Source organism: Paenarthrobacter nicotinovorans, assembly GCF_021919345.1.
Lineage (GTDB): Bacteria > Actinomycetota > Actinomycetes > Actinomycetales > Micrococcaceae > Arthrobacter > Arthrobacter nicotinovorans.
In genome coordinates, this window is sequence record NZ_CP089293.1 from 2693622 (window position 1) to 2720148 (window position 26527).

Annotated in this window: 25 protein-coding genes, 1 other RNA gene and 1 riboswitch; of the genes, 15 read left to right on the plus strand and 11 right to left on the minus strand. The window is 62.8% G+C overall.

The genetic code is table 11. The features are described 5' to 3' along the window. The first annotated feature begins 31 nt into the window (after window positions 1-31). Window positions 32-499, plus strand: a complete 468-nt coding sequence (locus JMY29_RS12565; protein WP_018776375.1) for a Fur family transcriptional regulator — start codon at window positions 32-34, stop codon at window positions 497-499. Here JMY29_RS12565 and JMY29_RS12570 read toward each other — a convergent pair. The 5 genes from JMY29_RS12570 to JMY29_RS12590 all read right to left on the minus strand — a co-directional run bounded on the left by JMY29_RS12570 (window position 496) and on the right by JMY29_RS12590 (window position 5912). Beyond that, window positions 496-1386, minus strand: coding sequence for a metal ABC transporter permease (locus JMY29_RS12570; RefSeq protein ID WP_018776376.1), 891 nt, complete (start codon window positions 1384-1386; stop codon window positions 496-498). The two genes, JMY29_RS12565 and JMY29_RS12570, sit on opposite strands and share 4 nt — an antisense overlap. Beyond that, complete coding sequence (locus tag JMY29_RS12575; RefSeq protein ID WP_181423251.1) at window positions 1387-2220, minus strand: metal ABC transporter ATP-binding protein; 834 nt, start codon at window positions 2218-2220, stop codon at window positions 1387-1389. It lies immediately after the preceding gene. Between the two features lie 155 nt (window positions 2221-2375). Then, a complete protein-coding gene (locus JMY29_RS12580; protein ID WP_189075159.1) occupies window positions 2376-3377 on the minus strand; it encodes a metal ABC transporter solute-binding protein, Zn/Mn family in 1002 nt (333 codons plus the stop codon). Window positions 3378-3492: 115 nt separating this feature from the next. After that, on the minus strand, window positions 3493-4566 hold the full coding sequence (locus tag JMY29_RS12585) for a hemolysin family protein (protein ID WP_018776379.1): 1074 nt from the start codon (window positions 4564-4566) through the stop codon (window positions 3493-3495). Continuing rightward, entirely contained in the window at window positions 4563-5912 is a 1350-nt protein-coding gene (locus tag JMY29_RS12590) for a hemolysin family protein (protein WP_039242086.1), read from the minus strand. Before JMY29_RS12590 ends, JMY29_RS12585 begins: the two co-directional genes overlap by 4 nt. A 488-nt stretch (window positions 5913-6400) precedes the next feature. On the opposite strand from JMY29_RS12590, the gene JMY29_RS12595 reads away from it, so the two are divergent. The 6 genes from JMY29_RS12595 to JMY29_RS20980 all read left to right on the plus strand — a co-directional run bounded on the left by JMY29_RS12595 (window position 6401) and on the right by JMY29_RS20980 (window position 13974). Further along, complete coding sequence (locus JMY29_RS12595; protein ID WP_110503940.1) at window positions 6401-10204, plus strand: multifunctional oxoglutarate decarboxylase/oxoglutarate dehydrogenase thiamine pyrophosphate-binding subunit/dihydrolipoyllysine-residue succinyltransferase subunit; 3804 nt, start codon at window positions 6401-6403, stop codon at window positions 10202-10204. Between the two features lie 92 nt (window positions 10205-10296). Further along, a complete protein-coding gene (locus tag JMY29_RS12600; protein ID WP_018776382.1) occupies window positions 10297-10944 on the plus strand; it encodes a GDSL-type esterase/lipase family protein in 648 nt (215 codons plus the stop codon). Between the two features lie 2 nt (window positions 10945-10946). After that, entirely contained in the window at window positions 10947-12221 is a 1275-nt protein-coding gene (locus JMY29_RS12605) for a serine hydrolase domain-containing protein (RefSeq protein WP_189075160.1), read from the plus strand. Between the two features lie 102 nt (window positions 12222-12323). Further along, window positions 12324-13172, plus strand: a complete 849-nt coding sequence (locus JMY29_RS12610) for a DUF4097 family beta strand repeat-containing protein (protein ID WP_018776385.1) — start codon at window positions 12324-12326, stop codon at window positions 13170-13172. Beyond that, the gene (locus tag JMY29_RS12615; protein WP_189075161.1) at window positions 13172-13786 is read left to right on the plus strand and encodes a PadR family transcriptional regulator; all 615 of its coding nucleotides are present in this window, start codon (window positions 13172-13174) and stop codon (window positions 13784-13786) included. The genes JMY29_RS12610 and JMY29_RS12615 overlap by 1 nt, the downstream gene beginning before the upstream one ends. 113 nt (window positions 13787-13899) lie before the next feature. Beyond that, window positions 13900-13974, plus strand: coding sequence for a 50S ribosomal protein bL37 (locus tag JMY29_RS20980; RefSeq protein WP_369299106.1), 75 nt, complete (start codon window positions 13900-13902; stop codon window positions 13972-13974). A gap of 113 nt (window positions 13975-14087) precedes the next feature. On the opposite strand, the gene rsrA is transcribed toward JMY29_RS20980, so the two are convergent. Continuing rightward, on the minus strand, window positions 14088-14348 hold the full coding sequence (gene rsrA, locus JMY29_RS12620) for a mycothiol system anti-sigma-R factor (RefSeq protein WP_018776387.1): 261 nt from the start codon (window positions 14346-14348) through the stop codon (window positions 14088-14090). Beyond that, window positions 14345-15148 (minus strand): sigma-70 family RNA polymerase sigma factor, encoded by an 804-nt coding sequence (locus JMY29_RS12625; RefSeq protein WP_374757486.1) that lies wholly within the window; start codon window positions 15146-15148, stop codon window positions 14345-14347. Before JMY29_RS12625 ends, rsrA begins: the two co-directional genes overlap by 4 nt. A gap of 179 nt (window positions 15149-15327) precedes the next feature. Between JMY29_RS12625 and JMY29_RS12630 the strand changes: the two genes are divergently transcribed. From JMY29_RS12630 to JMY29_RS12660, 7 genes are all read left to right on the plus strand, one after another. Further along, window positions 15328-15843, plus strand: a complete 516-nt coding sequence (locus tag JMY29_RS12630) for a DoxX family membrane protein (protein WP_018776389.1) — start codon at window positions 15328-15330, stop codon at window positions 15841-15843. Between the two features lie 6 nt (window positions 15844-15849). After that, complete coding sequence (gene aroA, locus JMY29_RS12635) at window positions 15850-17217, plus strand: 3-phosphoshikimate 1-carboxyvinyltransferase (RefSeq protein WP_039242096.1); 1368 nt, start codon at window positions 15850-15852, stop codon at window positions 17215-17217. 2 nt (window positions 17218-17219) lie between these two features. Then, on the plus strand, window positions 17220-18335 hold the full coding sequence (gene rsgA, locus JMY29_RS12640) for a ribosome small subunit-dependent GTPase A (RefSeq protein ID WP_055972060.1): 1116 nt from the start codon (window positions 17220-17222) through the stop codon (window positions 18333-18335). A 71-nt stretch (window positions 18336-18406) separates the two neighbouring features. Further along, entirely contained in the window at window positions 18407-19231 is an 825-nt protein-coding gene (gene hisN, locus JMY29_RS12645) for a histidinol-phosphatase (RefSeq protein WP_064721722.1), read from the plus strand. 169 nt (window positions 19232-19400) lie between these two features. Next, window positions 19401-19514, plus strand: a riboswitch (SAM riboswitch). Window positions 19515-19546: 32 nt separating this feature from the next. Continuing rightward, window positions 19547-20953, plus strand: coding sequence for an aminotransferase class V-fold PLP-dependent enzyme (locus JMY29_RS12650; protein WP_055972057.1), 1407 nt, complete (start codon window positions 19547-19549; stop codon window positions 20951-20953). Window positions 20954-21000: 47 nt separating this feature from the next. Next, window positions 21001-21822: a class I SAM-dependent methyltransferase gene (locus tag JMY29_RS12655; protein ID WP_189075162.1), complete on the plus strand. Its 822-nt coding sequence runs from the start codon at window positions 21001-21003 to the stop codon at window positions 21820-21822. A gap of 9 nt (window positions 21823-21831) precedes the next feature. Then, on the plus strand, window positions 21832-22545 hold the full coding sequence (locus JMY29_RS12660) for a metal-dependent transcriptional regulator (protein WP_018776395.1): 714 nt from the start codon (window positions 21832-21834) through the stop codon (window positions 22543-22545). A gap of 18 nt (window positions 22546-22563) precedes the next feature. Here the strand turns inward: JMY29_RS12660 and JMY29_RS12665 are convergent, their stop codons facing one another. Beyond that, window positions 22564-24018, minus strand: a complete 1455-nt coding sequence (locus JMY29_RS12665) for an MFS transporter (RefSeq protein WP_039242105.1) — start codon at window positions 24016-24018, stop codon at window positions 22564-22566. A gap of 31 nt (window positions 24019-24049) precedes the next feature. On the opposite strand from JMY29_RS12665, the gene JMY29_RS12670 reads away from it, so the two are divergent. Continuing rightward, window positions 24050-24424 (plus strand): hypothetical protein, encoded by a 375-nt coding sequence (locus JMY29_RS12670; protein ID WP_026266935.1) that lies wholly within the window; start codon window positions 24050-24052, stop codon window positions 24422-24424. Window positions 24425-24431: 7 nt separating this feature from the next. Here JMY29_RS12670 and JMY29_RS12675 read toward each other — a convergent pair whose 3' ends face one another. The 3 genes from JMY29_RS12675 to smpB all read right to left on the minus strand — a co-directional run bounded on the left by JMY29_RS12675 (window position 24432) and on the right by smpB (window position 26523). Beyond that, the gene (locus JMY29_RS12675; RefSeq protein WP_018776398.1) at window positions 24432-25403 is read right to left on the minus strand and encodes a S1C family serine protease; all 972 of its coding nucleotides are present in this window, start codon (window positions 25401-25403) and stop codon (window positions 24432-24434) included. Window positions 25404-25582: 179 nt separating this feature from the next. Next, window positions 25583-25951: a transfer-messenger RNA gene (gene ssrA, locus JMY29_RS12680) on the minus strand. Window positions 25952-26052: 101 nt separating this feature from the next. After that, on the minus strand, window positions 26053-26523 hold the full coding sequence (smpB, locus tag JMY29_RS12685; RefSeq protein ID WP_018776399.1) for an SsrA-binding protein SmpB: 471 nt from the start codon (window positions 26521-26523) through the stop codon (window positions 26053-26055). Window positions 26524-26527: the final 4 nt, after the last annotated feature.

Genomic DNA, 26527 nt, shown 5'->3' on the forward strand with positions numbered 1-26527 from the left:
TGCCAGCATCCCCACGGAAATGAGCCTTTTCATGCCACACGGCACCAATTCCGCCACTACGGGCCCGGCCGGGCCGGTCACCGGCGGCGTCAAGGAGCAGCGCGTCACCAAGCAGCGCTTGGCCGTGAGTGCAGCGTTGGACGAATTGGATGACTTCGTCAGCACCCAGGAGCTGTACCGCCTGATGCAGAACAAGGGCATTTCGGTGTCCTTGGCTACCGCCTACCGCATTCTCCAGTCCCTGGCCGATGATGGCCTCATCGACGTCCTCCGAAATGGTGAGGGTGAGGCCGTCTACCGTCGTTGTGCCGTCACAGGCCACCACCACCACCTTCTGTGCCGGAACTGCGGCAAGGCCGTCGAGGTGGAGGCACCCGCCGTCGAGACCTGGGCAGCACGCACGGCTACTGAACACGGCTTCACCGAAGTAGCCCACACAGTGGAGATCTTTGGTCTGTGCCCCGAGTGCACCGCCAAAAAGGCCGCAGGAAAACTCTAGAGAGCCCCGGCCGGCTGGTCCCGCGTGACCCGGCCGTTCAGGCCGCGGTTGCTCCGCACCCGGCCAATGATCCGGCACACCACGTAAATCAGGAAAGACAACGTCGTCACATACGGGCTGATGGGGATGCGGCTGCCGAGGGCCAGCAGAATGCCGCCCACAGTGGCCGTCAACGCGAAGGCTACACTCAGGACCACCACCAGCTTGGGTGAGGTGGTCACACGCAACGCCGCCGCTGCCGGCGTAATCAGCAGCGCGAGGACAAGCAGCGCACCGACTATCTGGATGGACAGGGCTACACTGATGCCCAGCAGCACCATGAAGCCGATCGCCAGGCCGCGCACGGGAACACCCCGGGCTTCAGCCATTTCCGGGTCGACGCTGGCAAAGCTCAGGGGACGCCAGATGGCGAGCAAGGCGATCATCACTACCACCGCGGTTCCCGCCAACGCCTGCAGCTGAACGGTATCCACCGAGACAATCTGTCCGGTCAGCAGTCCGAACTTGTTGGCAGCCCGGCCTTCATACAGTGCCAGGAACAGAATTCCCAGGCCCAAGCCAAAGGGCATGATGACGCCGATGATTGAGTTCTTGTCCCGCGCCCTGACACCCATGAAGCCGAGCAGGACGGCGGCCGCCACCGAACCGATCAGGGAACCGAAGATGATATCGGCTCCGATCAGAAGCGCGAAGGCCGCCCCGGCAAAGGAGAGCTCGGAGATGCCGTGGACGGCGAAGGCCAAATCCCGTTTCATCACGAACGTCCCAACCAGACCGCCCAGGAGTCCCAGTACGGCACCGGCCCAGAGCGAGTTCTGGACGAGGACCAGCAGTTCGCCGTAGTTCTCGAAGTTGAAGATGGTCTGCAGAATGGTGTCCAGATCCACTTAGAGGTCCTCCCCTGCACTTGCGTGGGCGTCGTCATGGAAGTGCGTGGTGGCGTCCGGCAGACCGACGACGACGATCCTCCCGTTGGTGTGGATGACCTCCACATGGCTGTCGTACAGTTCGGACAAGACTTCCGTAGTCATGACCTCCTGCGGCGTTCCGACCCGGAACTGGCCACCGGCCAGATAGAGCACGCGGTCCACGTAGTCGATCACGGGATTGATTTCGTGCGTCACGAAGACGACGGCGCTGTTCCGCTCGTGGCATTGCTGGTTGATCAACGAGCTGACGCCCTGCTGGTGGTGAAGATCAAGGGAGAGAAGAGGCTCGTCGCAGAGCAGGACCTGCGGTTCAGTGGCCAACGCTTGGGCAACCCTCAGCCGTTGCTGTTCGCCTCCGGAGAGCTGCCCGACCGGCACCTTGGCGTAGTCCGACGCTCCTACCAGTTCCAACAACTCGTCGATGCGCTGGTTGACCTTGCCTGACGACAACCGGATACCCCAGCGATGTCCGTCGATGCCCAGGCCCACCAGGTCCCGTGCGCGCAAGGGTGTATCCGGCGCGAAGGACTTCTGCTGCGGAATGTAGCCGATCCGCTTGCTGCCCCGTTCCACCGGATGCCCACCCAGGGACACGGTTCCGGAGTGCAGTTCCTGCAATCCCAGGAGGACCTTGAGGAAGCTGGTCTTGCCGCTCCCGTTCGGGCCGAGGACGGCGAAGAACTCGCCCGGGTTGATGTCGAGGTCGAGGTCCCTCCAGAGTGTCCTCTTGCCGAACTGCAGGCTGGCTCCGCGGAGGCTCACTACGGGTGTCAAAAGTTGTCCTCGATCCATACGCTGCTGTGAACGTAGTTTGTTGGGGCCGCTGCCTGGCGTCCGGGTGGGGGCGCTACCGACGGCGGTGGCGGCAGGCAAAAGGCCCCGCAGCCATCCTGAACATCTTAGGACGCCAGCGGGGCCCTTAACCGCATTGCCGGAGCCGGAAACGCCTACTTCTTCAGTGCGGATGAAACCGATTCCACATTGTCGGTCATCCATTGGACATAGTTCTTGCCCTCGGGCAGCGTTTCAGTGAAATTCAGAACCGGCACGCCGGCAGCCTCGGCTGCCCGTTTGACAGTTTCGGTCTGAGGACCGGCAGTCTGCTCGTTATAGGCCAGGAAACGGACCGAACCAGCACTGAGAAGATCAGTGGTTTCCTTCATGACGGCGGGCGGAACGTCCGTGCCCTCTTCTACGGCAGCGCTGTAGGCTTCCGGGGTCTTGTTCTCAAGTCCCGCAGCTTCCAGGAGGTACAGCGGCACAGGCTCCGTGATCGCCACGGGAGCGTGCCCGTCCGCAGCCTTCACGGCGTCGAGCTTTCCGGTCAGTTCAGTGAGCTTGGCTTTGAAGGCGTCTGCGTTGCCCGTAAAGGTCGCGGCCGAGTCCGCGTCCAGGCTGCCGAGCTTGCTTGCCACGGCATCGGCGAGCTTGCCCATGGCGTCCAGATTGTACCAAACGTGCTCGTTGAACTCGCCGTGGTTATGCGTGTGGCCGTCCTCGGAGTGGGCCTCTTCGCTATGGCTTTCCCCTTCGGGGGCGAGCCCTGAAATTTCGACGGCGCTGATCATGTTCTCATGGCCGATTTTGGTTTCATCGGCAATTTTGTGCAGGAATTCGTCATAGCCCCCGCCGTTCTCGACCACGAGCTTGGCTTTGGAGATCACCAGCTTGTCCTGGGCACTGGCCTCATAGGAATGAGGATCCTGGCTGGTCTTGGTGATGATGGCGGTGACGTTCACCTTGTCTCCACCGACTGCTTTCACAATGTCGCCGTAGACGTTGGTGGATGTGACAACTTCGATGGCCCCGGAAGCCGAAGGACTGTTTGCTCCGGCCGTTCCGGCGCAGGAGGACAGCAGGAGCGCGGCCAGTCCTGCGGAAGCGGCTACGGACAGGCGGGCGGCGTAACGACGCACGTAAACCTCGGATCTACTCAAAATGAGAATCAAACACAATTACTGGGCAGACCCCAGTGTAGCCCTAATTGGGAATGATTCCTATTTAGCGAAAGGCGGGCATCGATTGAAAAATCGATGCCCGCCCGCTCTCCAAGCTCTCAGGAGGTTATGCCTGGGCTTGTTGACCACCAAAGCGTCGAATGCCTGTCGCCTGGGTGGCATCGCGGATTTCGCCGACCAACTGCTCGATGACGTCTTCAAGGAACAAGACGCCCTGGGTGTCTCCACCGGCGCCAACAACACGGGCCAAGTGCGAGCCGGTGCGCTGCATGACGGACATGGCCTGCTCGATCTCGTCGTCCGGTGACAGGTTGGCCAAGGACCGGATGCGACCCTCGGCAATGGGGTGCCTGCGACCCTCGTCCGGGATGGACAGGATGTCCTTCACGTGCAGGTATCCGGCCAGTTCGCCGTCGTCGTCCACCATCGGGAAACGGGAGAAGCCGGTACGGCTGACCGCTTTTTCCAGGTCGACGGGCGTGGAGGCCGTCTTGAGCACCACCAGCTTGTCCAAGGGCACCATGATGTGGGACGCCGTGTGCTCCGAGAACTCCAAAGCACCGCTGAGCAATCCTGTCTCATCGTCCACCAGGCCGTGCCGGGTGGATTCCTGGACAATCGACTGCACTTCCTCAAGCGTGAAGGACGAAGACACTTCGTCCTTCGGTTCGATTTTCATCAACCTCAGGATGTGGTTCGCCAACCAGTTGAGGGACCAGATGACCGGGTTAACCACGCGGGCGATGAACATCAAAGGTGGCGCCAGCAGGAGGGCCGCCTTGTCCGCCACGGAAACCGAGATGTTCTTGGGGACCATCTCACCGAACGTGACATGCAGGAACGTGACGAACAGCAACGCGATCACGAAAGCGGAGATATCCGCCAGTTCGACCGGTACGCCCAGCAGTTCGAGCGGCTCCGCCAGGAGATGGTGAATGGCAGGCTCGGCAACCTGGAGGATCAGGAGCGAGCAGACGGTAATGCCCAACTGCGCACACGCCAGCATCAGCGACACATTCTCCATGGCGCGCAATGTTGTCTGCGCCCGCTTGGAGCCGGCCTCGGCCAGGGGTTCGATCTGGCTGCGGCGTGCCGACATGACGGCGAATTCGGCACCGACAAAGAAGGCATTGCCGATCAAAAGGACGACAAGCCAGACAATTCCTACCCAGTCACTCATACGGCACCTGCCTCGTGGTGGTTGGATCCGGCGTCGGCCTGCTCGTCATCACGGACTACGTGGTGGAAGCAGATCCTGTCGATTCTGCGGCCATCCATCCTGGTGACTGTCAGGGTGCCTCCCGGCGTTTCCACGACATCCCCCACCTTGGCTATCCGGCCAAGCTGGCTCATGACGTAACCGCCCACGGTTTCATAGGCAGACTCGTCGGGAACGGTGAGATTCGGGATCTGTTCCGACACTTCATCCGGCCGCAGCAGGCCCGGAAAATACCAGTCGCCTGTCGCGCTCTGCAGGACGCCGGGCCGGACTTTATCGTGCTCGTCAGCGACCTCTCCAACGATTTCTTCGACCAGGTCTTCAAGGGTGGCAATGCCCGCCGTGCCGCCGTACTCGTCAAGCACGACGGCGAGTTGCAGGTTGCCTTCGCGCAGTTCAGACAGGAGGGCATCAAGGTGGATGGTCTCAGGGACCTGAAGGACATCGGTCATGATGGCACCGGCCTGGAGCTTGGCCCGACGTTCAGCGGGTACGGCCACAGCCTTTTTGACATGGACCACGCCGCGGATATCGTCCGTGGAATCGCCAATGACGGGGAAACGGGAATATCCGGTACGCCTCGCGGCGTCAAGGATGTCAGTCACCGGCTGGTCGGCGTCGATGGTCTCCATGCGGATCCGGGGCGTCATGACGTCCGCCGCGGTCCTTCCGGAGAAGTTCAAAGTACGGGCCACAAAGTTGGCCGTACCGGCATCCAACGTCCCGAGTTCGGCCGACCGGCGCACCAAGGATGCGAGCTCAGCAGGTGTCCGTGCTCCCGAGATCTCCTCCTTGGCCTCCAGGCCAAACAGGTTCAGGACCTTGTTGGAGAACCCGTTCAGCACCACGATGGCCGGCTTGAAGACGGCAGTGAACATCAGTTGGGGTCGGGCAAGCCGCTTCCCAAGCGGGAAGGCGAGGGCGATGGCCATGTTCTTGGGGACCAATTCGCCCAGAAGCATCGACAGCAGCGTGGCGAAGGCCATGGCCACAATCAGGGCAACGGAGTGCACGACCTCGCTCGGGAGGCCCAGCAGGCCGAGCGGCCCGAGGAGCAACTGCCCGACAGAAGGCTCCATGACGAAACCAGTCAGCAGCGTGGTCAGTGTGATGCCCAGCTGGCAACTGGAGAGCTGGGTGGAGAGCGACTTGAGGCACTTCAGCAACGGAGCCGCAGCGTGGTCGCCATTGTCAACAGCGCGCTGGACGCTTGCCTGGTCGAGGGCCACCAGGGAGAACTCAACAGCTACAAAGAAGCCGGTCCCGAGGATGAGGGCAAAACCGGCGAGAAGAAGAATCCATTCCACTTAGCGCATCCCTCCAAGGGCAGGCGCGTGCAATGGGGTTAAGGCCTTCGGCTCGGGGAATCGCCCCGGCGGAGGCTGGTCGGGTGCAGCGGACGCATGGTCTGCGGCACCACCGGCAGTGAACGCCGGCGCGTGATGGGCATGTGAACGGGTATTGCCGGCTCGACGGGCACGCTGTGCGGAGTTGCCAGATTGGCTCCCCCGACAGTTCCCAGGCCGGCACCTAGATTTACTGTCCATAAGACTTTCAGTCTACAGTCCGGCAACCGTGGTCTCCCTCAGGAGGGCCAACTTCGCAACAAAAAAGCAGAGCCACGCCACTAAGTCAGCCGCAACATGATTTAGGTCACCACTATTGGCAGTTAACCAACGATCCTAACTAGACTGTCAGGGGTCTGAGTTCGCGGGACCCGGACCCTGTCCCATCGTTGCGGAAAAGCAACATTGGCCAGCGGGAAAACAACACTCATGGAAGAGGCGTATTTCAAGTGCCAGAGCAGCCCAGCCACCGTCTACCAGAGGAATTTGGCGGAAACGAGTGGCTCGTTGACGAACTGTACGAGCGGTACCAACAGGACAAGAACTCGGTGGACACCAAATGGTGGCCGCTCTTCGAATCCTTTGCTTCCGCTGACGGCACTTCTTCCAACGGAACCTCTGCAGCCCCATCAGCTGCCAATCCCCCTACCCAAGTACTTCCCGTCGTAGCTCCGGCTGCAGCGGCACCGGCACCGGCGCCGGCGGCCCCCGCAGCAGCGCCGGCCGCCGCCCCCGCGGCTCCGGCCGCACCCGCTCCGGCGAAAAAAGCACCTGCCACGGTTGCCCGGGACGGAGCAAAGAAGCCCGCCGCCGGCACCGCTGCACAGCCGATCCCTGCCCAGCTGCCCAAGAGCAACAAGGCCCCCACAGCGCCGGAAGAGGACGTGGTTTCCGTCCTCCGCGGCCCGGCCAAGGCCATCGCCACCAACATGGTCACCAGCCTCGAAGTGCCTACCGCTACCAGCGTCCGGGCTGTTCCGGCCAAGTTGCTCATCGACAACCGCGTCGTCATCAACTCCAACCTTGCCCGTGCCCGCGGTGGCAAGGTCTCCTTCACCCACCTCATCGGTTACGCCGTTGTCCGTGCGCTGTCCCAGTTCCCGTCAATGAACGTCTACTACGACGAAATTGACGGCAAGCCGAGCGCCGTGCAGCCCGCGCACGTCAACTTCGGCATCGCAATCGACATGCCCAAGCCCGACGGCACCCGCCTGCTGATGGTTCCAAACATCAAGAAGGCCGAGACCATGGACTTCGCGGAGTTCTGGCACACCTACGAGGACCTGATCAAGCGTGCCCGCAACGGCAAGCTCACGGCTGACGACCACGCAGGAACCACGGTCTCGCTGACCAACCCCGGCGGCATCGGCACCGTGCACTCGGTCCCGCGCTTGTCCAAGGGCCAGGCGGCCATCATCGGCGTCGGCGCTCTTGACTACCCGGCCGAGTTCCAGGGCGCCAGCGAGAAGATCATCGCCCAGAACGCCATCAGCAAGATCCTCACCCTGACCTCCACCTACGACCACCGGGTCATCCAGGGCGCAGGCAGCGGCGAATTCCTCAAGCTCGTCCACCAGCTCCTCCTCGGCGCGCAGAACTTCTACGACGAGATCTTTGAAGCCCTGCGCATTCCCTACGAACCCGTTCGTTGGAGCCCGGACCTGCAGGTGGATCCCGCGGACGAGATCAACAAGGTTGCCCGCATCCAGCAGCTGATCCACTCCTACCGCGTGCGCGGCCACCTCATGGCTGACACCGATCCGCTGGAGTACGTGCAGCGCAAGCACCCTGACCTTGACGTCCTGACATATGGACTCACCCTGTGGGACCTCGACCGCGAGTGGCCTACCGGTGGCTTCGGTGGCAAGCCGCAGCTTAAGTTCCGCGACATCCTCGGCGTGCTCCGCGATGCTTACTGCCGCACCACAGGCATCGAGTACATGCACATCCAGGAACCGGCCGAACGCAAGTGGTTCCAGGACCAGCTTGAGCACCCATACTCCAAGCCGAGCCGCGAAGAGCAGCTGCGCATTGTCTCCAAGCTCAACGCTGCAGAGGCCTTCGAGACCTTCCTGCAGACCAAGTTCGTCGGCCAGAAGCGGTTCTCCCTCGAAGGTGGCGAGTCCCTGATTCCGCTGTTGGACGCCGTCATTTCGGACGCCGCTGACGACGGACTGGATGAAGTTGCCATCGGCATGGCCCACCGTGGCCGCCTCAACGTGCTGACCAACATCGCTGGCAAGACCTACGCACAGGTCTTCCGCGAATTCGAAGGCACCCAGGATCCCCGCTCCGTCCAGGGCTCCGGCGACGTCAAGTACCACTTGGGAACCGAAGGTACCTTCACCTCGGACAACGGCAAGCAGACCAAGGTCTACCTCGCCGCCAACCCGTCGCACCTTGAAGCCGTCGACTCGGTGCTTGAGGGCATCGTCCGCGCCAAGCAGGACCGCCTGGACCAGGGCGAGTCCTTCCCGGTGCTGCCCATCATGGTCCACGGTGACGCCGCATTTGCCGGCCAGGGCGTGGTTGCGGAAACCCTGAACCTCTCGCAGCTCCGCGGTTACCGTACCGGCGGTACCATCCACGTGATCGTCAACAACCAGGTCGGCTTCACCACTGCGCCGTCCTCTTCACGTTCCTCCACGTACTCCACCGACGTCGCGAAGATGATCCAGGCACCGGTGTTCCACGTGAATGGCGATGACCCCGAAGCCGTGGTGCGCGTTGCTCAGCTCGCCTACGAGTTCCGCCAGCGCTTCCACAAGGACGTCGTCATCGACATGGTCTGCTACCGCCGTCGCGGCCACAACGAAGGCGACGACCCCTCGATGACCCAGCCGCTCATGTACAACCTGATCGAAGCCAAGCGCTCCGTCCGCAAGCTGTACACAGAGTCGCTCATCGGCCGTGGGGACATCACCGAAGAAGAAGCAGAGCAGCTGCTCCGCGACTACCAGGAGCGCCTGGAGCGGGTCTTCGCCGAGACCCACGCCGCGCAGACGTCCCCGATCCCGATCATCACCGCGGACTCCGCGGCCGTTTCGGACATCGAGCGTCCCATTGCCCAGCAGGCGGACTTCGGGACCAACGCCCCCACGTCCACTGCGATTTCCGCTGAGACTCTTGCCCGCATCGGCCAGGCCCACCTGGAAATCCCCGAGGGCTTCACCGTCCACTCCAAGCTCAAGCAGCTGCTGGAGAAGCGCGAGCAGATGTCCCGTGAAGGCGGCATCGACTGGGGCTTCGGCGAAATCGCTGCCTTTGGTTCCTTGATCATGGAAGGCGTACCTGTGCGCCTTGCAGGGCAGGACTCGCGCCGAGGCACCTTTGTTCAGCGCCACGCCGTCTTCCACGACCGTGCCAACGGCAACGAGTGGCTGCCCTTGGGCAACCTCTCCGATGACCAGGCCAAGCTGTGGATCTACGACTCCCTGCTGTCCGAATACGCGGCCATGGGCTTCGAATACGGATACTCGGTGGAGCGTCCGGATGCGCTCGTTCTGTGGGAAGCCCAGTTCGGTGACTTCGTCAACGGCGCCCAGACCATCATCGACGAGTTCATTTCCTCGGCTGAGCAGAAATGGGGCCAGCGCTCCTCACTGGTGCTCATGCTCCCCCACGGCTACGAAGGCCAGGGCCCGGACCACTCCTCGGCACGCATTGAGCGCTTCCTTCAGATGTGCGCAGAAGACAACATGATCGTGGCCAACCCCACCACCGCGGCCTCGCACTTCCACCTTCTGCGCCGCCAGGCATACAGCCGTCCGCGCAAGCCGCTGATCATCTTCACGCCGAAGCAGTTGCTGCGCCTCAAGGGTGCCGCTTCCGCCGTCGAAGATTTCACCACGGGTGGCTTCAGGCCGGTAATCGGCGATCCGGAAGTCCAGCCGGCAAACGTGGACCGGGTCATCCTGGTCTCCGGCCGCTTGTACTACGACCTCCTCTCCAACCGCCAGAAGTCCGGTGACACCTCCACGGCGATCATCCGCGTGGAGCAGCTGTACCCGCTGCCGAAGGCTGAGATCGAGGCCGAGCTCGCCAAGTACCCGAACGCTGACATCGTTTGGGCGCAGGACGAGCCCGCCAACCAGGGCCCGTGGCCCTTCATGGGCCTGAACCTGGCACCGGAACTTGACCGCAAGCTCCGCCTGGTCTCGCGTCCGGCATCGGCATCCACGGCTGCCGGTTCCATGAAGCGCCACGCCGCAGAACAGGATGCCCTGATCAAGCAGGCATTCGAACGTAAGTAAAAACGAAACTGCCCGGCCTGAGGAGCGATTAGCACGCCTCAGGCCGGGCAGTTCTGTTTAATGGGACAGGTACCCGGTCCCAAAACCGGCCGATGATCCGGAAACTGTGCAAGGACCGTAACGAGTGTGAAGAGGTAACCGTGGAAGACAGGAAGCTGCGTATCGCAGCTGTTGGAGATGAACTGCTCGCGGGCCTGGGGGATCCCCGCGCCCTGGGCTGGCTCGGTAGAGTCCTGGCCCGCACACCCCAGGACTCCGTCGTGGTGGAGAGCTTTCCGCTCCCTTGTCCCATGGAAGGTACAGAGGGCCTGGCCGCCCGATGGCAGGAAGAAGCCGGCAGGCGCTTCAGCGATACCCATGAGAACCGGCTGGTGATCGGACTTTCAGGTCGCGATCTCGAATTTGGCCTTTCCACAGCGCGGAGCCGGCTGAATCTGGCCAACATCCTCGACGGAGCTTCGCACAGCAGCGTGGAGGTCTTCGTGGTTGGTCCGCCTCCCACTTTGGATCCGGCACGCAACAAGCGTCTTGCTGAACTCAACACAGCTTTTGCCGATGTCACCACGCGGCGCAACCACCACTACGTTGACACGTTCTCCCCGTTGCTCAATCATGAGCAGTGGAGGACGGACCTCGCAGCCAATGGGGGAACACCGGGCCAGGCCGGCTACGGCTTGATTGCGTGGCTTGTCCTGCACCGTGGCTGGTTCCAGTGGCTTAATATCGCTCAACCGGAGTAGCCATGACGCGGAACATGCAGGTTTCTGTCAGAGCAGCAACAGCGGCGGCAGTAATTGCCGCAGTGGCAGCCACAGTTTCCTGCAGTTCCGGTCCCCCGGTCTCCCCCGCGTCCTCAACAGCCGCGTCGGCACCGGCATCCACTGCTTCTCCAACATCGGCGCCCACGGCGCTGCAGCGCTTCGATTCGGAGGGCTTGCGCGCGGACTTTGAGCGGACAGCCAAGGAAGTCCTTGTCCCGGGAGCCATGGTGCTGCTGGAAACTCCCGGGGGAACCCTCACTGCGTCTTACGGCACAGGTACCCGCGGCGCCGAACGGCCGGTCTCAATGGCGGACCACATCCGGGTGGGTTCGGTCACCAAGACCTGGACAACCACAGTCATTCTTCAGCTCGTCCAGGAGGGCAAGCTCGCCCTTGGTGATCCCGTTTCAAAGTACCGTCCAGACGTTCCCAATGGTGACGGCATCACTCTCGAGCAGCTCCTGACCATGCGGAGCGGCTTGTTCAACTACACCGAAACCCTTGAGCTCAACTCAGCCATGGATAAAGAACCGCGCAGGGAGTGGAAACCGGAAGAGCTCCTCGCGCTGGGGTTTGCCCATCCGCCATATTTCGCGCCGGGGCAAGGCTTCCACTATTCCAACACGAACACGGTCCTTCTGGGCCTCATCGCCGAGAAGGTCGCAGGAAAGCCACTCGGTGATCTCTTCAAGGAGCGCATTTTCCAGCCCCTCGGCTTAAAGGGAACGGTCTTTCCGGACATTTCGTCCAACAGCATTCCGGAGCCACATCCCCAGGGCTATTTCTACGGTGACAACGTCCTGACGATGACCAATCCTGCCCTTCCCGAGGACATGCAAAAGGAAGCCGCCGCGGGCACCCTGGCCCCGAACGACGTTACTGATGTCAATCCGTCATGGGCCTGGGCAGCAGGGTCCGGAATCTCCACGACCACGGACTTGAAGATCCTCGGCGAAGCCCTCGTTAATGGGAAGCTGCTCGATGCCGGGCTCCAGCAACAACGACTCGACAGCGTCATCCCCACCAACCCGGAAAACCCCGACCGTGCTTCCTACGGCTGGGGCATAGCGAAGTTCGGGAAGCTCTACGGCCATACCGGCGAACTTCCGGGCTTCAACACCTTCATGGGCAGCGATCCCGTCAACGGAGTGACCCTCGTGGTGTGGACAAATCTGGCACCGGCGGCCGACGGCCGGGACCCTGCCGTGACCATCGCGAGGTCACTCATCGGCAAGGTCTACCAAGCCGGGAGCTGACGCCGGGTCCGTTACCTCTTGATTCGCCGGAGCTCTTGATTCGCCGGGAAACGCGATATATCGTGTTTTCATCAACGCGATATATCGCAACTTGGAGGGATCATGTCAGACGAACTATGGACCGTGACGGGCCCGCAAACCATTGAAGTGGATAACGTCCGCTCCCTGAAGCTGGGCATAGTGAAGGGCCGATTCGACGTCGTGACCCACGACGAACCCTTTGTCCGCATCGAGATCAGCGAAATCACCGGCGACCCCCTTACGGTGACACTGGTGGACGGGCGCCTGGAAGTGCGCCACCAGCTGCAGGGGCCGCAGGGCTGGTTCCGCAACCTCATGGGGACCGTCAACAACAGCAGCACCAACTCGGTGGTGGTCGGGATCGCGCTGCCACCCGGCGTCGACGTCGAGGCCGGAACCGTCAGCGGCGACGGAATGGTGTCCGGCGTCAGCGGCCGCACGCGCCTGAACACTGTGTCAGGTTCCGTCATGGCGGACGGCACCAACGGCGAACTCCACGTGAACACCGTCAGCGGGGAAGTCATCGCCAGGAACCACGACGGCGTCCTGACCGCCAAGAGCGTCTCGGGCGAAGTCACGGCGTCGGGCACCTTCAAAAGCGTCCGGGCAAGCACAGTCAGTGGCGACCTCAGCTTCGATCTCCAGGACTACACGAACGACTTTGGAGCCAACTCGGTCTCCGGCGACCTCACCATCCGGCTCCCCCACGACGTTGGCCTGGATATCGTGGCGAAATCAGCCAGCGGAACCGTAGTGATCGATGACCAGATGTACGCCCAGCCCGGCAGCAATGTCCACACAATCGTTGGTCCTGACGAACGGCTCATGCTTGTCCGCACCAATACGGTCTCCGGCAAGACCTACATCATCCACGGCTCGGCACCGTCACCGGACAACAGCCGGCAGTCGCCAGGGGAAGCTGGTCTCTGATGCCTCCCGTCTTCGCCCACGGCGCACTGCGCCTGTACCTCCTTGCCCTCTTGGAAACCGGTCCCAAGCACGGCTACGAACTGATCAAGGCCCTCGGCGACCGCTTCGGCGGAACGTACTCCCCCAGCGCCGGAACCATCTATCCGCGACTGGGCAAGCTGGAAGAGGACGGTCTCGTCGCTACAGAGACCGAGGGCCGGCGCACGAAATACTCCATCACCTCAGCCGGGCGCGCGGAACTGGACAGCCGACGGGAGGAACTGGCGGACGTCGAAGACACCATCTCCGCCTCCGTCAGGCGGCTCGCCGACAACTTACGCGAGGACATTCGCAGCAACATGCGCGGCCTTCGTGCCGATCTTGCCGCTACGGCGGAAGTAGCCCGCACAAATGCCACCTCCGCCGCTTTCCGCAGTCGGACGGCGGGCTACACACCGGAAGGCCAGCGCATCCTCAAGGAAGCAGAATTAATGGTGCAGGCCTTCCGGGACGATATCCGCGTGGAGTTGCGTCAACACGGGGCTGCCCGCCCGCTGACGCCAGTGGCACTGGAAACGGTCCGCGCGGTCCTGGATCAGGCTCGAATATCCATCAGGAATTCACTCAACAACTGAGCTGAGGCAAAGCGCCCCGCCGCGCGGACGCCTCCCGGTTCGCGGCGCAGCACCCGGATGTGCGAAACTGGAGGGCAGCTCTATTGAGTATCAATCATTGAAGGAGGCCAGCTATGAGCAAGCGTGCACGTAAGCGTCGTGACCGTAAGCGCGGCGGCGCGAACCACGGCAAGCGTCCCAACACCTAAGCCAACGGCTTAGCGTCACAGGCTTAAGAGCGAGGGCCCCGGAAACCATGCGGTTTCCGGGGCCCTTGGCGTTAAACCCTCACAAGACCAGGCCGTGCCAGCCGGCGGCCGGATCAGGCGTCAACAGGCTTGATCGAGTGAATCCTGTCCAGGATGGAATTCTTGAGGTTCTCGGGAGCGGATTCGGTGCACGAACGCTTGACCATGGTGCGGATGAGGCACTCAAGGTCATACTGTTCTGCACACTCTTCACACGTATCCAGGTGCTGCTTGATTTCCGTGAGGTCCTCACGTGTCAATGCACCGTCGAGATACTCATAGATCCGCTGCATTCGCGTATCGTCGCAATCGCCCAATCCCTGGCAGTCGCTCATTTCTCTTTCTCCTGATTGTTGCTTCCGGCCGCAGCCTGATCTTCGGTGTGGGCCTTGAAGCCCCGTTCGGCGGCATAGTCCGCCAGCATGTCCCGCAGCATCTTCCGGCCACGGTGCAACCGCGACATGACAGTGCCGATCGGGGTATTCATAATCTCCGAGATTTGCTTGTAGGCATATCCCTCGACATCCGCGAAATAGACAGCCAACCGGAATTCTTCCGGAATTGCCTGCAACGCGTTTTTGACGTCGGAATCCGGCAGGTGGTCAAGAGCCTCGGCTTCGGCTGAACGCAGGCCCGCCGAAGTGTGCGACTCTGCTTTGGCCAGTTGCCAGTCCTCGATCGTGTCCGAATTGGACTGCAGCGGTTCTCGTTGCCGCTTCCGATAGAGGTTGATGTAGGTGTTGGTCAGGATCCGGTACAGCCACGCCTTGAGGTTGGTGCCGGGCTTGTACTGGTGGAACGCTGAAAAGGCCTTGGTGTAGGCCTCCTGGACGAGGTCCTCCGCGTCAGAAGGGTTCCGCGCCATCCTCATGGCAGCCGAGTACAGCTGGTCGACGTACTGCATTGCGTCGCGCTCAAAACGCTCGCGCCGCTGCTCCGGGCTCTCCGCTGCAACATCGACGGCGGCCGGCGCCGGGGCGCTATCGTCGTCCGTCGCGTCGGCTGCTTCGTACATGGCCGCTGCGGCCGGTTCAATGGTGCTCATCGTTGCCAAGTCTACTGTCAGCTTGGGAGAATCCGGCTGCACCCCGTACCCGGCCTCCGGTAGAACCATGCGGTCCTTCACCAAAGTCAAAAAACCAACTCCGTTCAGCGAGCGGCAACGCCGTGCCGCAGTCCGGTCTCCACCGCACCTGAAACTCACAACGGCCGCTGCTGGGTAAATATTCCGCAAAAGTGCAAGACTAGATCCGACTGCACCCCGTGAACACAACACTCATCGAACAGTGTGGCAAGCCACCCAGGAGGCAAAACATGTCTTTTATCCGTTTTCTCGCGCGGCCCATGCTCGCATCCAGCTTTGTCGTTGCAGGTCTGGACAAGCTCAAGAACGCTGACGACACCGCCAAGCAACTGTCACCGGTCCTTCGACGAGCCTCTGAATCGCTGCCCTTCAAAGCGGACGAGAAGACCCTCGCCCGGGTTCTGGGTGGAGCCCAGCTCGGCGCCGGAGCCCTGCTCGGACTGGGTAAGCTTTCGCGTTTCGCAGCGACAGTGCTCGCGCTGACGTCCGCCCTGAACTCCTACGTCGAATGGCGTTCGGCCGACATAAGCACCAAGGAGGGGCGCACCGCCCGGAAGGCCCAGCTCCTGAAGAACATCTCACTTACCGGCGGCGTGTTGTTGGCGTCGGTGGACACCGACGGCCGTCCGAGTATCGCCTGGCGGGCCGAGCACCTTGCCGCCGACGCCAGGAAGGTCACCGGCAAGCAGATCAAGAAGGCAGACAAAGCAGTGCGCAAGGCCGTAGACAACGCAGTTGGAGCATAAGGAAGCATGACAGGTACCACCGCCGCCAATACCGAACCGGACAAAGCCGCCAGCCTCCCGCTATGGCCGGCCCCTTATGCCAAAGGGCCCGTGGACGCCACAGTGACGGTCCCAGGTTCAAAATCGCTGACCAACCGGTACCTGGTGCTGGCAGCCTTGGCGGATGGTCCTTCGCGGCTCCGGGCTCCGCTGCATTCACGCGATTCGGCCCTGATGATCCAGGCCCTCCGGCAGTTGGGTGCCACCGTCACCGAGGTACCCGGTGACGGTGACTATGGGCCCGACCTGGAGATCACTCCCCTGGACCCCTCTGCTTCGAGCTCAACGACAGCCATCGACTGCGGTCTGGCCGGTACCGTCATGAGGTTCGTTCCCCCGCTGGCTGCCCTGCGCAGCGGCGCCACAGTCTTCGACGGCGATCCCCATGCCCGTAACCGGCCCATGGGAACCATCATCGAGGCACTGATCGCCCTGGGAGTTCCGGTCGCAGCCGAAGGCGGCAGGACGCCGTCGTCCCTTCCTTTCACGGTGGAAGGCACCGGCGAGGTGCGCGGCGGTCACTTGGTCATCGACGCGAGCGCTTCCTCCCAGTTTGTCTCGGCGTTGCTGTTGGTAGGCGCCCGCTTCACCGAAGGCCTGCACTTGGAGCACGTGGGCAAACCCGTTCCAAGCCTGGACCACATCACCATGACCGTTGAGGTGCTTCGGAGCGTGGGCGTTACTGTCGATGACTCCGTACCCAACCACTGGCGCGTTTCGCCCGGCAGGATCAGTGCTTTCGACCAGCGGATCGAGCAGGATCTCTCAAACGCCGGCCCCTTCCTGGCCGCCGCCCTGGCAACGCACGGCACTGTCCGCATTCCCAACTGGCCCACCGGCACCACACAGGTGGGCGATCTCTGGCGGACCATCCTTGCTGCCATGGGCGCAAGCGTCACCCTTGACGGGGGAACACTGACGGTTACAGGCGGCAATGAGATCAAGGGTGCTGATTTCGACGAAACCAGCGAGCTCGCGCCGACTGTAGCCGCACTGTGCGCTCTGGCTACCGGCCCTTCGCGATTGACGGGCATCGCCCACCTCCGCGGCCACGAAACAGACCGCCTCGCTGCCTTGGTTGCCGAAATCAACCGCCTTGGTGGCGATGCGGAAGAAACTGCCGATGGCCTGGTAATTCGCCCAGCTTCCCTCCATGGCGGAGTGGTACACAGTTACGCAGACCACCGAATGGCCACTGCCGGCGCCATCCTGGGACTCGCCGTCGACGGCGTCCAGGTTGAAGACATCGCCACAACATCCAAGACGATGCCCGAGTTCCCGGAGATGTGGGCACGAATGCTTGACTCCGCCGGCACGAATGAGGCCGGCAACTGACCATGGGCCGCGACGCACGTTCCTGGGACGAATCCGATGTCCGGATCCGTCCCAACAAAAAAGGATCACGACCCCGGACCAAGGACCGTCCCAGCTACGATGACGCCGTGATCGGACGGATCATCACGGTGGACCGCGGGCGGTACCGGGCAATCGTTGACGAAGACTCCCCCAACGAACGCATCATCATCGCCGCACGCGCCCGCGAACTCCGGCGCAACCCTGTTGTGCCCGGTGACTTCGTGGCCCTTGTAGGCGACGTTTCCGGGTCTCCGGACACGCTGGCCCGGCTGGTCCGGGTGGAAGAACGCCGGACCCTCCTTCGCCGCAGCGCCGATGACACGGATCCGATCGAGCGGGTAGTCGTGGCCAACGCCGACCAGCTGGTGGTGGTTGTTGCAGCCGCGAATCCCGAACCGCGGACCGGGTTCATCGACCGCGCCCTTGTGGCGGCGTACGACGCCGGTATTGAGCCGTTGCTGCTGATCACCAAGGCCGACGTGAAGGATCCCACTGAACTGCTGGCCAACTACGTCAGCCTGGATTTCCCGGTGATTATCAGCCGGACAGCCGATTCTGAAGCGGGCGGCATTGATGCCCGATCCGATGATGGGCTGTCGGCCCGTTTGGACAGGGATGCTGTTTCCCGGCTCCGCGCACACCTCGGTGGCAAAGTGACCGTCATGCTGGGCCACTCCGGTGTGGGCAAGTCCACCATGGTCAACGCGTTGACGGGCGCCGAGCGGGCCACCGGCGGCGTGAATGCCGTCACCGGACGTGGCCGGCACACTTCGTCCTCGGCATTGGCGCTGAAGCTCGCGGATGCCCCCTCGGGCAGCTGGATCATTGACACCCCCGGTATCCGATCCTTCGGCTTGGCCCACGTGGATCCGGACCGGATCCTGCATTCCTTCCCGGACCTCGAACCCGGCACCGAAGCATGCGAGCGGGGATGCAAGCACGACGCTACGGCAGTGAACTGCGGGCTGGACGCCTGGGTCAATGAAGGACATGCGGGCCCTTCAGGGGTGGCGCGCCTGGCTTCACTGCGTCGCCTGCTGGGCGCGGACCCGCGCCTGGAGGCCAAAGAAGCGAAAGAGCTCGGCACGGTTACTTGATGACACTGGAAAACTGAAGGTGCAGCGTTAACGTCCCCACCGCTGCCAGTATTTCAGGATAGTTTGGTGCCATGACCCAACCCGCTTCCACCTACAACGACGACCTGCGCCTGGCCCATGTCCTCGCCGATTCCGTCGACGCCCAAACCATGGATCGCTTCAAGGCCCTGGACCTGCAGATCGAAACCAAGCCGGACCTTACCCCTGTCACCGATGCCGACAAGGCTGCGGAGGAGGCTATCCGCGGTCAGTTGTCGCGCTCGCGTCCACGTGATGCAGTCCTGGGGGAAGAGTTCGGCAGCAGTGGCCACGGATCGCGGCGCTGGATCATCGATCCCATCGACGGAACAAAGAACTTTGTCCGCGGCGTTCCAGTATGGGCAACGCTGATCGCGCTCGTTGATGAAGGCGAGCCCGTCGTTGGTGTGGTCAGCGCTCCGGCGTTGGGCAAACGCTGGTGGGCAGCCAAGGACATGGGCGCCTACATGGGTCGGTCCCTCGCTTCAGCAACCCGCCTCAAGGTGTCCAACGTTTCACGCCTGGCCGACGCTTCCATGTCCTACTCCAGCCTGTCCGGCTGGAAGGAGCGGGGCAATCTGGACGAATTCATGGACCTCACGGAGGACGTCTGGCGCACACGTGCCTACGGTGACTTCTGGTCCTACTGCCTCGTGGCCGAGGGCGCGGTGGACATCGCCTGCGAACCGGAGCTGAACCTCTACGACATGGCGGCGCTCGTCCCCATCGTGACGGAGGCAGGCGGGCGCTTCACTTCCCTGGAAGGCGAAGACGGACCGTTCGGCGGCAACGCCCTGGCCACCAACTCCATCCTGCATTCGGAAGTCCTGAAGCGGCTGAACCCCGGACTGGACGACCTCCTGCAGTCCCAAGCCTGAGGCCGGCACTACTCCGGATTGCCGAATTTTCGACGGCGGACGCCCGCTTTTGTGCGCGTCCGCCGTTTTTTGTTCGCGGAAACTGGGATTTGGCATCCGCGTAACAAAGCGCTTAACAAAACCCCACGGCTTTGGATCGTCCCCCGGACGTGCCTTAGCCTTTTTTACAGGTCACGAGTGCCAGCGCTAAACCCCGGTTTGCTGGCCGGCAACCCTCCATTCGCGGTGGGGTGCCCCGGGTGACGACCCGGCCGGTCCGGAACGGATGCGGCAAGCGCGGATCCCCCTGTGGGGGTCCCTCTTGAGTGAGGTCCCATGAGCACAGTCACGTTCAACGCAAACACCATCCCTTCCTTTGTTGACGAAGCCGCCCTCGAATCGGCAGCTGCGCGTCCCCTCGCCGCCGTCACGGGCGCGGAGCTTCAGGCGCCTCTGATCCAAGGTGGCCACGTCCGCTATGCCAACCTCGACTACGGCGCGTCAGCCCCTGCGCTGACGATTGTTTCCGCCTACCTCAACGAGGTCCTCCCGTACTACGCCAGCGTTCACCGCGGAGCAGGCTTCGCCTCGCAGATCAGCACCTCCGTCTACGAGAATTCCCGGAACATCGTCCGTGACTTCGTTGGCGGACGTGCAGACGATTCGGTGATCTTTACCCGGAACACCACGGACTCCTTGAACCTGCTGGCCGGCTGCCTCCCGCAGGTTGACGGCGGGTTTGCCGGCGAGGTCCTGTACTTGGACATTGAGCACCACGCAAACCTGCTGCCGTGGCAGGGCGTGCCGCACCGCAGCGTGGTTGCGGCGCCGACCCTGGCCGGAACGCTGGACAAGATCGAAGCCGAACTGGCCCTGGGCGGCGTCAGCCTGCTCGCCGTCACGGGCGCCTCGAACGTCACCGGAGAGATCCTGCCGATCGCCCGGCTTGCCGCGCTGGCCCACGAGTACGGCGCAAGGATCGTGGTGGATGCAGCCCAGCTCGCTCCGCACCGCCGCGTCAACATCGCAGAGGCTGACGTCGACTACATCGTCTTCTCAGGACACAAGCTCTATGCGCCGTTCGGCGCAGGAGTGGTAGTGGGCCGCCCGGACTGGCTCGACGCCGGGATCCCGCACCTGGCAGGCGGCGGCGCTGTCCGCGAAGCGCGCTTGGACTCGGTCAGCTGGGCCACGGGTCCGGCGCGGCACGAGGGCGGTTCCCCCAACGTCCTGGGCGCCGCGACGCTCGCCCGCGCCACGCAGGTACTCGCCGGCCTCGACCAGGACGCCTGGCACGCACACGAAGCGGGCATCCGCAGCTACCTGGTTGAGGGCCTGGAAGCCATCGACGGCGTAACAGTCCACCGGATCTTCAGCGATTCCGAGGACACCATCGGCGTGGTCAACTTCTCCGTAGAAGGATTCGACGCCGGACTGGTCGCCGCTTATCTGGCGGCCGAACACGGAGTGGGCCTCCGCGACGGACGTTTCTGCGCGCACCCGTTGCTCAAGCGGCTGGGACTGCCATCGGGTTCCCTGCGCGCAAGCTTCGGCGTCGGCTCCCGGTTGGAGGACGCCACCAGGCTGCTGGCAGGCATCGAGGAACTCAAGCGCAACGGCCTGGGCTGGGACTATGTGGTGGACGAGGGCCGCTGGGTACCGGCCAACGACCACCGCAGCTACCCCGAGTGGGCGCCCAACACCCCGGGCACAGCCGGTGCCGCTCCCTGCACGGTCGACTAGAGGGTAAATTCGTAGGGTACCTCTAACGGCCCTGTGAAGGAGTTTGCGTGTCCCTGCGCTCAGCGAACGGCGCTCCAGTCACTCCCGGTCCCGCCGGTCCCCGCGGACCCAAACTCCATGCCTCCCGGCGCCATGAACTTGGCCAAAGCTTCCAGGATGGCGGAGAGCACTACGATCGCGTGCGGCCGGGCTATCCTGTGGACTCCGTTGACTGGCTCCTACCTGAAGGGGCATCGACTGCTGCGGACCTCGGCGCAGGAACGGGCAAGTTCACCTCTCTCCTGGCCGGACGCGGACTTGAGGTGGCCGCCGTCGACCCTTCCACCGATATGTTGGCGCAACTGCGAAAGGCCTACCCCGATGTTCACGCGACGGAGGGGACGGCCGAGGCAACCGGACTGGCGGACTCAGCATTCGACGTCGTCAGCGTTGCCCAGGCCTGGCACTGGTGCGAGCCCCTTGCCGCGAGCACGGAGATCGCCCGTATCCTGCGCCCCGCGGGGGTTCTGGGGCTGATCTGGAACCAGTTGGACACCTCAATTCCCTGGGTCCACAGGCTCTCGCGCATCATGCATGCAGGCGACGTCCACAAGCCGGGATTCCGGCCGGTTATCGGCCCGGAGTTTCACGGACTGGAACGCCACCTCACCAGGTGGGAGGACCCGCTCTCGCCCGAGGACATCATGGAGTTGACCAAGTCGCGCAGTTACTACCTGCGCGCCAACGAAGCGACGCGGGCCAAAGTCATGGACAACCTCCAGTGGTACCTCTACGAACACCTTGGCCACGCGCCGGGAGACACCGTGCCGCTGCCCTACCTGACGCAGACCTGGCGTGCATACAAAGTCCACGATGCCACACCACGGTAGGCTAGGGGTGTGAAGACCAGTACGCCCTCCTCCTCGATCGAGGACTACGTCAAGGTCATCTACTCCTATACGGAGTGGCAGGACAAGCCGATCACGTCCTCACAGCTTGCCCTGCGGCTCGGGGTCGCCAATTCCTCGGTGTCGGAAATGGTGCGAAAGCTCAAGGACCAAGGCCTCGTTGACCATCAGCCCTACAGCGCCATCCGTTTGACCTCCGAAGGCATGCGCCTCGCTCTTTCGATGGTTCGCAGGCACCGCCTCATTGAGACGTACCTGGTGGAGGAACTCGGCTACAGCTGGGACGAGGTCCACGACGAAGCCGAGATGCTGGAGCATGCGGTGTCCGACACCTTCATCGAACGCATGTCAGCCAAGCTCGGCCACCCCGTGCGGGACCCCCACGGCGATCCGATCCCGTCAGCGGACGGTGCCGTTGACTTGCCGCATGCGTACCGCATGATCGAACTCGACCAGGGCCACTCGGGCCGCATAACCCGCATCAGCGACGAAAACCCCGAACTCCTCCGGTACCTTGCCGCAGAGGACATCGCGCTCGACGCACCCGTTGAAGTGATGGGGCGCAAGCCTTTCGGCGGGGCATTGGTGGTCCGGATAGGCAGCGGCGCTGCCGGTCGGGAGTTTGACCTGGCAGATGAAGTCGCCTCCGCGCTGTGGGTGAAGAGTGCCGGCACCCACCAAGGCTGCGTGCTCCCGGCCAGCTGACCCTTGCCGCACGGGTGGTCAGCCGGGCTGCCCGGCCGGACCGCCGTCGTCGGACGCCGCATCCGGTTCCCGTTCAGCAGCAGCCGCCGCCTCGCGTGGCGGGTTACGGATCCCGACGGCGGACGCCACCGCGCCGGCCAGGAACAGCAGGGCGGTCACCACCAAGGCGTTGTACAGCCCTTGCCTGGTGAAAACCGGCCCCACGATCACACCCGCGAAAGCGATCGAAATAAGGCCTGCGATACGGGCAACCGCGTTGTTGACGGCAGAGCCGATTCCGGCTTCCGTCGGCGGAACAGCGCCGAGGATCGCGGCCGTCAGAGGCGCTACGAGCGTCGCCAACCCCAGGCCGAAGACAATCTGGCCGGGCAGCACCTGCGTCCAGTAATTGAGGGGCTCCTGCACGGACAGGGACATCAGGAAGCCCACACCGCACAGCAACGGACCGATCGTCATGAACCATCGAGGACCGTACTTGCCGGCCAGGCCACCAAAGTAAGAGGCTCCCAGCATCAGGATGACGGTGCCCGGGAGCAAAGCCATGCCAGCCACGGTGGCACCCAGCCCGCCTACTTGCTGCAAATAGATTCCCAACACGAAGAAACCGAGGGATATTCCGGCATAGATGGCCAAGGTGCCGACGTTGCCCCAGGCAAAATTGCGGATCCTGAACAGTCCGAGCGGCAGCATGGGCTCGGGCGTCCTGCCTTCGTGGAACAAGAACAGGACCATGGCCAGCACACCGAGAATCAGGGGCACCCACACCTGCGGACTCCCCCATCCCATGCGTCCCTGCTCGATGAACGCGAAGACCGGACCGCCTAAAGCAACCATGGCCAGGAACGCCCCAAGATAGTCGATCCGCTTCGTCTTGTCCCTGGCGGCGTCGGAGGCGCGAAGACCGGCGAGCATGGGCCAGATGGCCAAGGCCGGAACCACATTGATGAAGAAGATGACCCGCCAGGACAGAAGATCGACGGCGGCGCCACCGATCAGCGGACCAACAATGGCCGCCGCGCTGGTCCATCCTGACCACTGGCCGATGGCCTTCGATTGCGCCGGCCCGGAGAACGACGTGATGATCATGGCCAGCGAACTTGGCACCAGGAGCGCACCTGCGATCCCTTGGAGGGCCCGTGAGACCACCAGGACTTCACCGCTCCACGCCAAGCCGCAGAGCATCGACGTGACGGCGAAGCCTGCCAGGCCCCATTCAAGGATCCGTGCCCGCCCGAAATGGTCTGACAAAGACCCCGCCACCAGAATCAAAGCCCCCAGCGTGAGCAGGTACGCGTCCACCACCCATTGCTGTATCACCAGGCCGCCACCCAGCTCCCGGCCGATGGCGGGCAGTGCGAGATTCACCACAAAGCCGTCCAGGATGGCAATGAACGACGCCACGATTGCCACCACAAGGACCCGTTTTTGGAGGGGTGTACTCGGCAACAGGACAGGAGCGTCAGTCATGTGCACAGCCTACGCCGCGTAAGTCCCGTATCGTTGAATGGTGATCAGCAGACGTGATGCCGCTTTGGCCCTTGATATTTCGATGGAAATGGCTCAGCGCCACGGCATTCCGTCCCGACTCTCCGAAGCCGAGCTCCGCGACCTTCAGGACAATCCGCCGGCCTGGCTGGCACAGTCCCGGGCCAACAGAACAGGAAAGCGACCTGTCTGGGTCCACCTCACCTGCGCCGTCTGCGGCTATTCCGAGGCTGTCCGACCCAAGAAATGGTGGCCGGACTTTTCCTTCGTCTTCTGCGGAACCCACCGGAACAGTGAACTCCCGAAACTCTTCCTGGGCGAGGTCCGGAGCGAGTACGAAGGCGTCGGCAGCCGCTTTGTCGGCGTCGTGGATGTTCCGGAGAACAAAGCCTAGGCAACCTTCACTGCTGGCTCATTTCCGATGGATAGGCCGTGAGCTGAACAGTTTTGCCGTCCCGTAGTACTGTCAGCGGAAAAGCTTGCCCGATAGCACCCTCGAACAGCAGTTTCTGCAGGCTTTCCGCGCTGGACACGGCCCTGCCCTGCGCCCGGAGCACGAGGTCCCCCGCCAGTAATCCGGACTTCTCGGCGGGCGAATTGGAAATGACCTCCACCACCCTCAGGCCTTCCTTCTGGCCGGTCCTCACCACTGCGCTTGCATCCAGCGGAATTGGGGTGCTCACCAGGCCCAGATAGGCACGGCGCACTCGGCCATCCCTCAGCAGGGAGGCGATGATGCGTTGCGTTGTCGTATTGATGGGCACCGCCAGGCCCAGCCCCAGACCTGCCACGGCAGTGTTGATTCCCACGATGCGTCCCTTGGTATCCGCCAGTGCACCGCCGGAGTTTCCCGGGTTCAGCGCTGCATCGGTTTGGATGACGTCCTCGATGACCCTCCTGTGCTCGCCTGCACGGACAGGGATGGATCTTCCCAGGCCGCTCACCACGCCGGCGGTCACTGAGCCGGACAACCCCAGGGGATTGCCCACGGCGACCACCAGTTGACCTACCCGCAAGGAATCGGCGTCGCCCAGCAGGGCCGGCGGCGGTGTGGATTTCAAGCCGCGGACTACGGCCAGGTCAGACAACGGATCTGCGCCCACCAGCTCCACGTCAGTATGCTTGCCATCGGCAAAGACGGCCCTGCCGGACTGGAGGCCGGCCACCACGTGGGCGTTGGTCAGCATGTATCCATCAGCGGTGAAGACCACTGCGGACCCGCTGCCGACCCGGACCTGGCCCCTGCGGCCTGTGCTCATCATTTCGATGGCGGCGACATGGGGTGTCACGGACTCGGCCACCCGGATAACCACTTGCGAGTAGGCGTCCAAGGCTTGCTGCTCATCCGGATCCTGAACGAATTCCGGCTCCATGCTCATTTTGTGCCTCCCGCTGCCTCCGGCGCCTTCCGCCGCCTGCCGGGCGATGCGCCTATCCACTTCAACGATCCACGGAATGCAGGTAGTCCTTGCCGCAGTACGCCTTAGGTGAACGCATCCGGTTCGGGGCACAGGAAAGCCCCTAGACCGCGAGGGTCCAGGGGCTTTCCCAGGGGTGGAGATGGGGGGAATTGAACCCCCGTCCGATGTCGTGTTGTCAGGGCTTCTCCGGGCGCAGTTTGCGTCGGATTTTCTCGGCCCCAGCCATCCTGCAAACAGGTAGCTGATCCGGGCCCAGTCATCTAAGAGTCCCGTTTACCTCAATGACGAAGGCAAACAGCAGTGGCTATCTAAATGACGCCAGGAACCGGGGCGATAGCAACCCCGGGCTGACGGACTGTCTTACTGCTTAGGCAGCGAGAGCGAAGTCAGTGCGCTTAGATTCGGCACTTATTGGTTTGCAGACAGCGTTTACGAGATAATTCTGCATCCTCGGCCCGCTTCACCTGTCGCGACTAACATCGTCGAAACCGATCATCCCCGTATTTTGTTACCAAACCCGACAGAAAGGTTAATCTCCTGTCGGACTACTCATCATAACGCATCCAGCAGGCAAGTAATTCCCCCTGGTACATGCTCGTTCCTACCGACGATTGCGTTCACGCAGCTCGCGGAGGGATTCGCGCTTGTCCTGCTGCTCACGCAGGGTTTGCCTCTTGTCGTAGTCCTTTTTACCCCGGGCAATGGCGATTTCAACCTTCGCCCGTCCGTCCAGGAAGTACAACTGCAGCGGAACTACCGTGAAGCCGGACTCGCGGATCTTCTGCGAGATCTTGTCCAGTTCATCGCGGTGCAACAGGAGCTTGCGACGCCGGCGCGCGGCATGGTTGGTCCAGCTCCCCTGGTGGTACTCGGGGATATGGATACCTTCCATCCACAACTCGTCGTTGTAGAAGGTGCAGAACCCGTCAACCATTGAAGCGTGGCCTTCGCGGAGGGACTTCACTTCTGTCCCCATCAGCGCGATGCCGGCCTCGTAGGTATCCAGGATGAGGTAGTTGTGCCGGGCCTTCCGATTGGTGGCCACTACCTTACGGCCACTTTCCTTGGGCACGGTA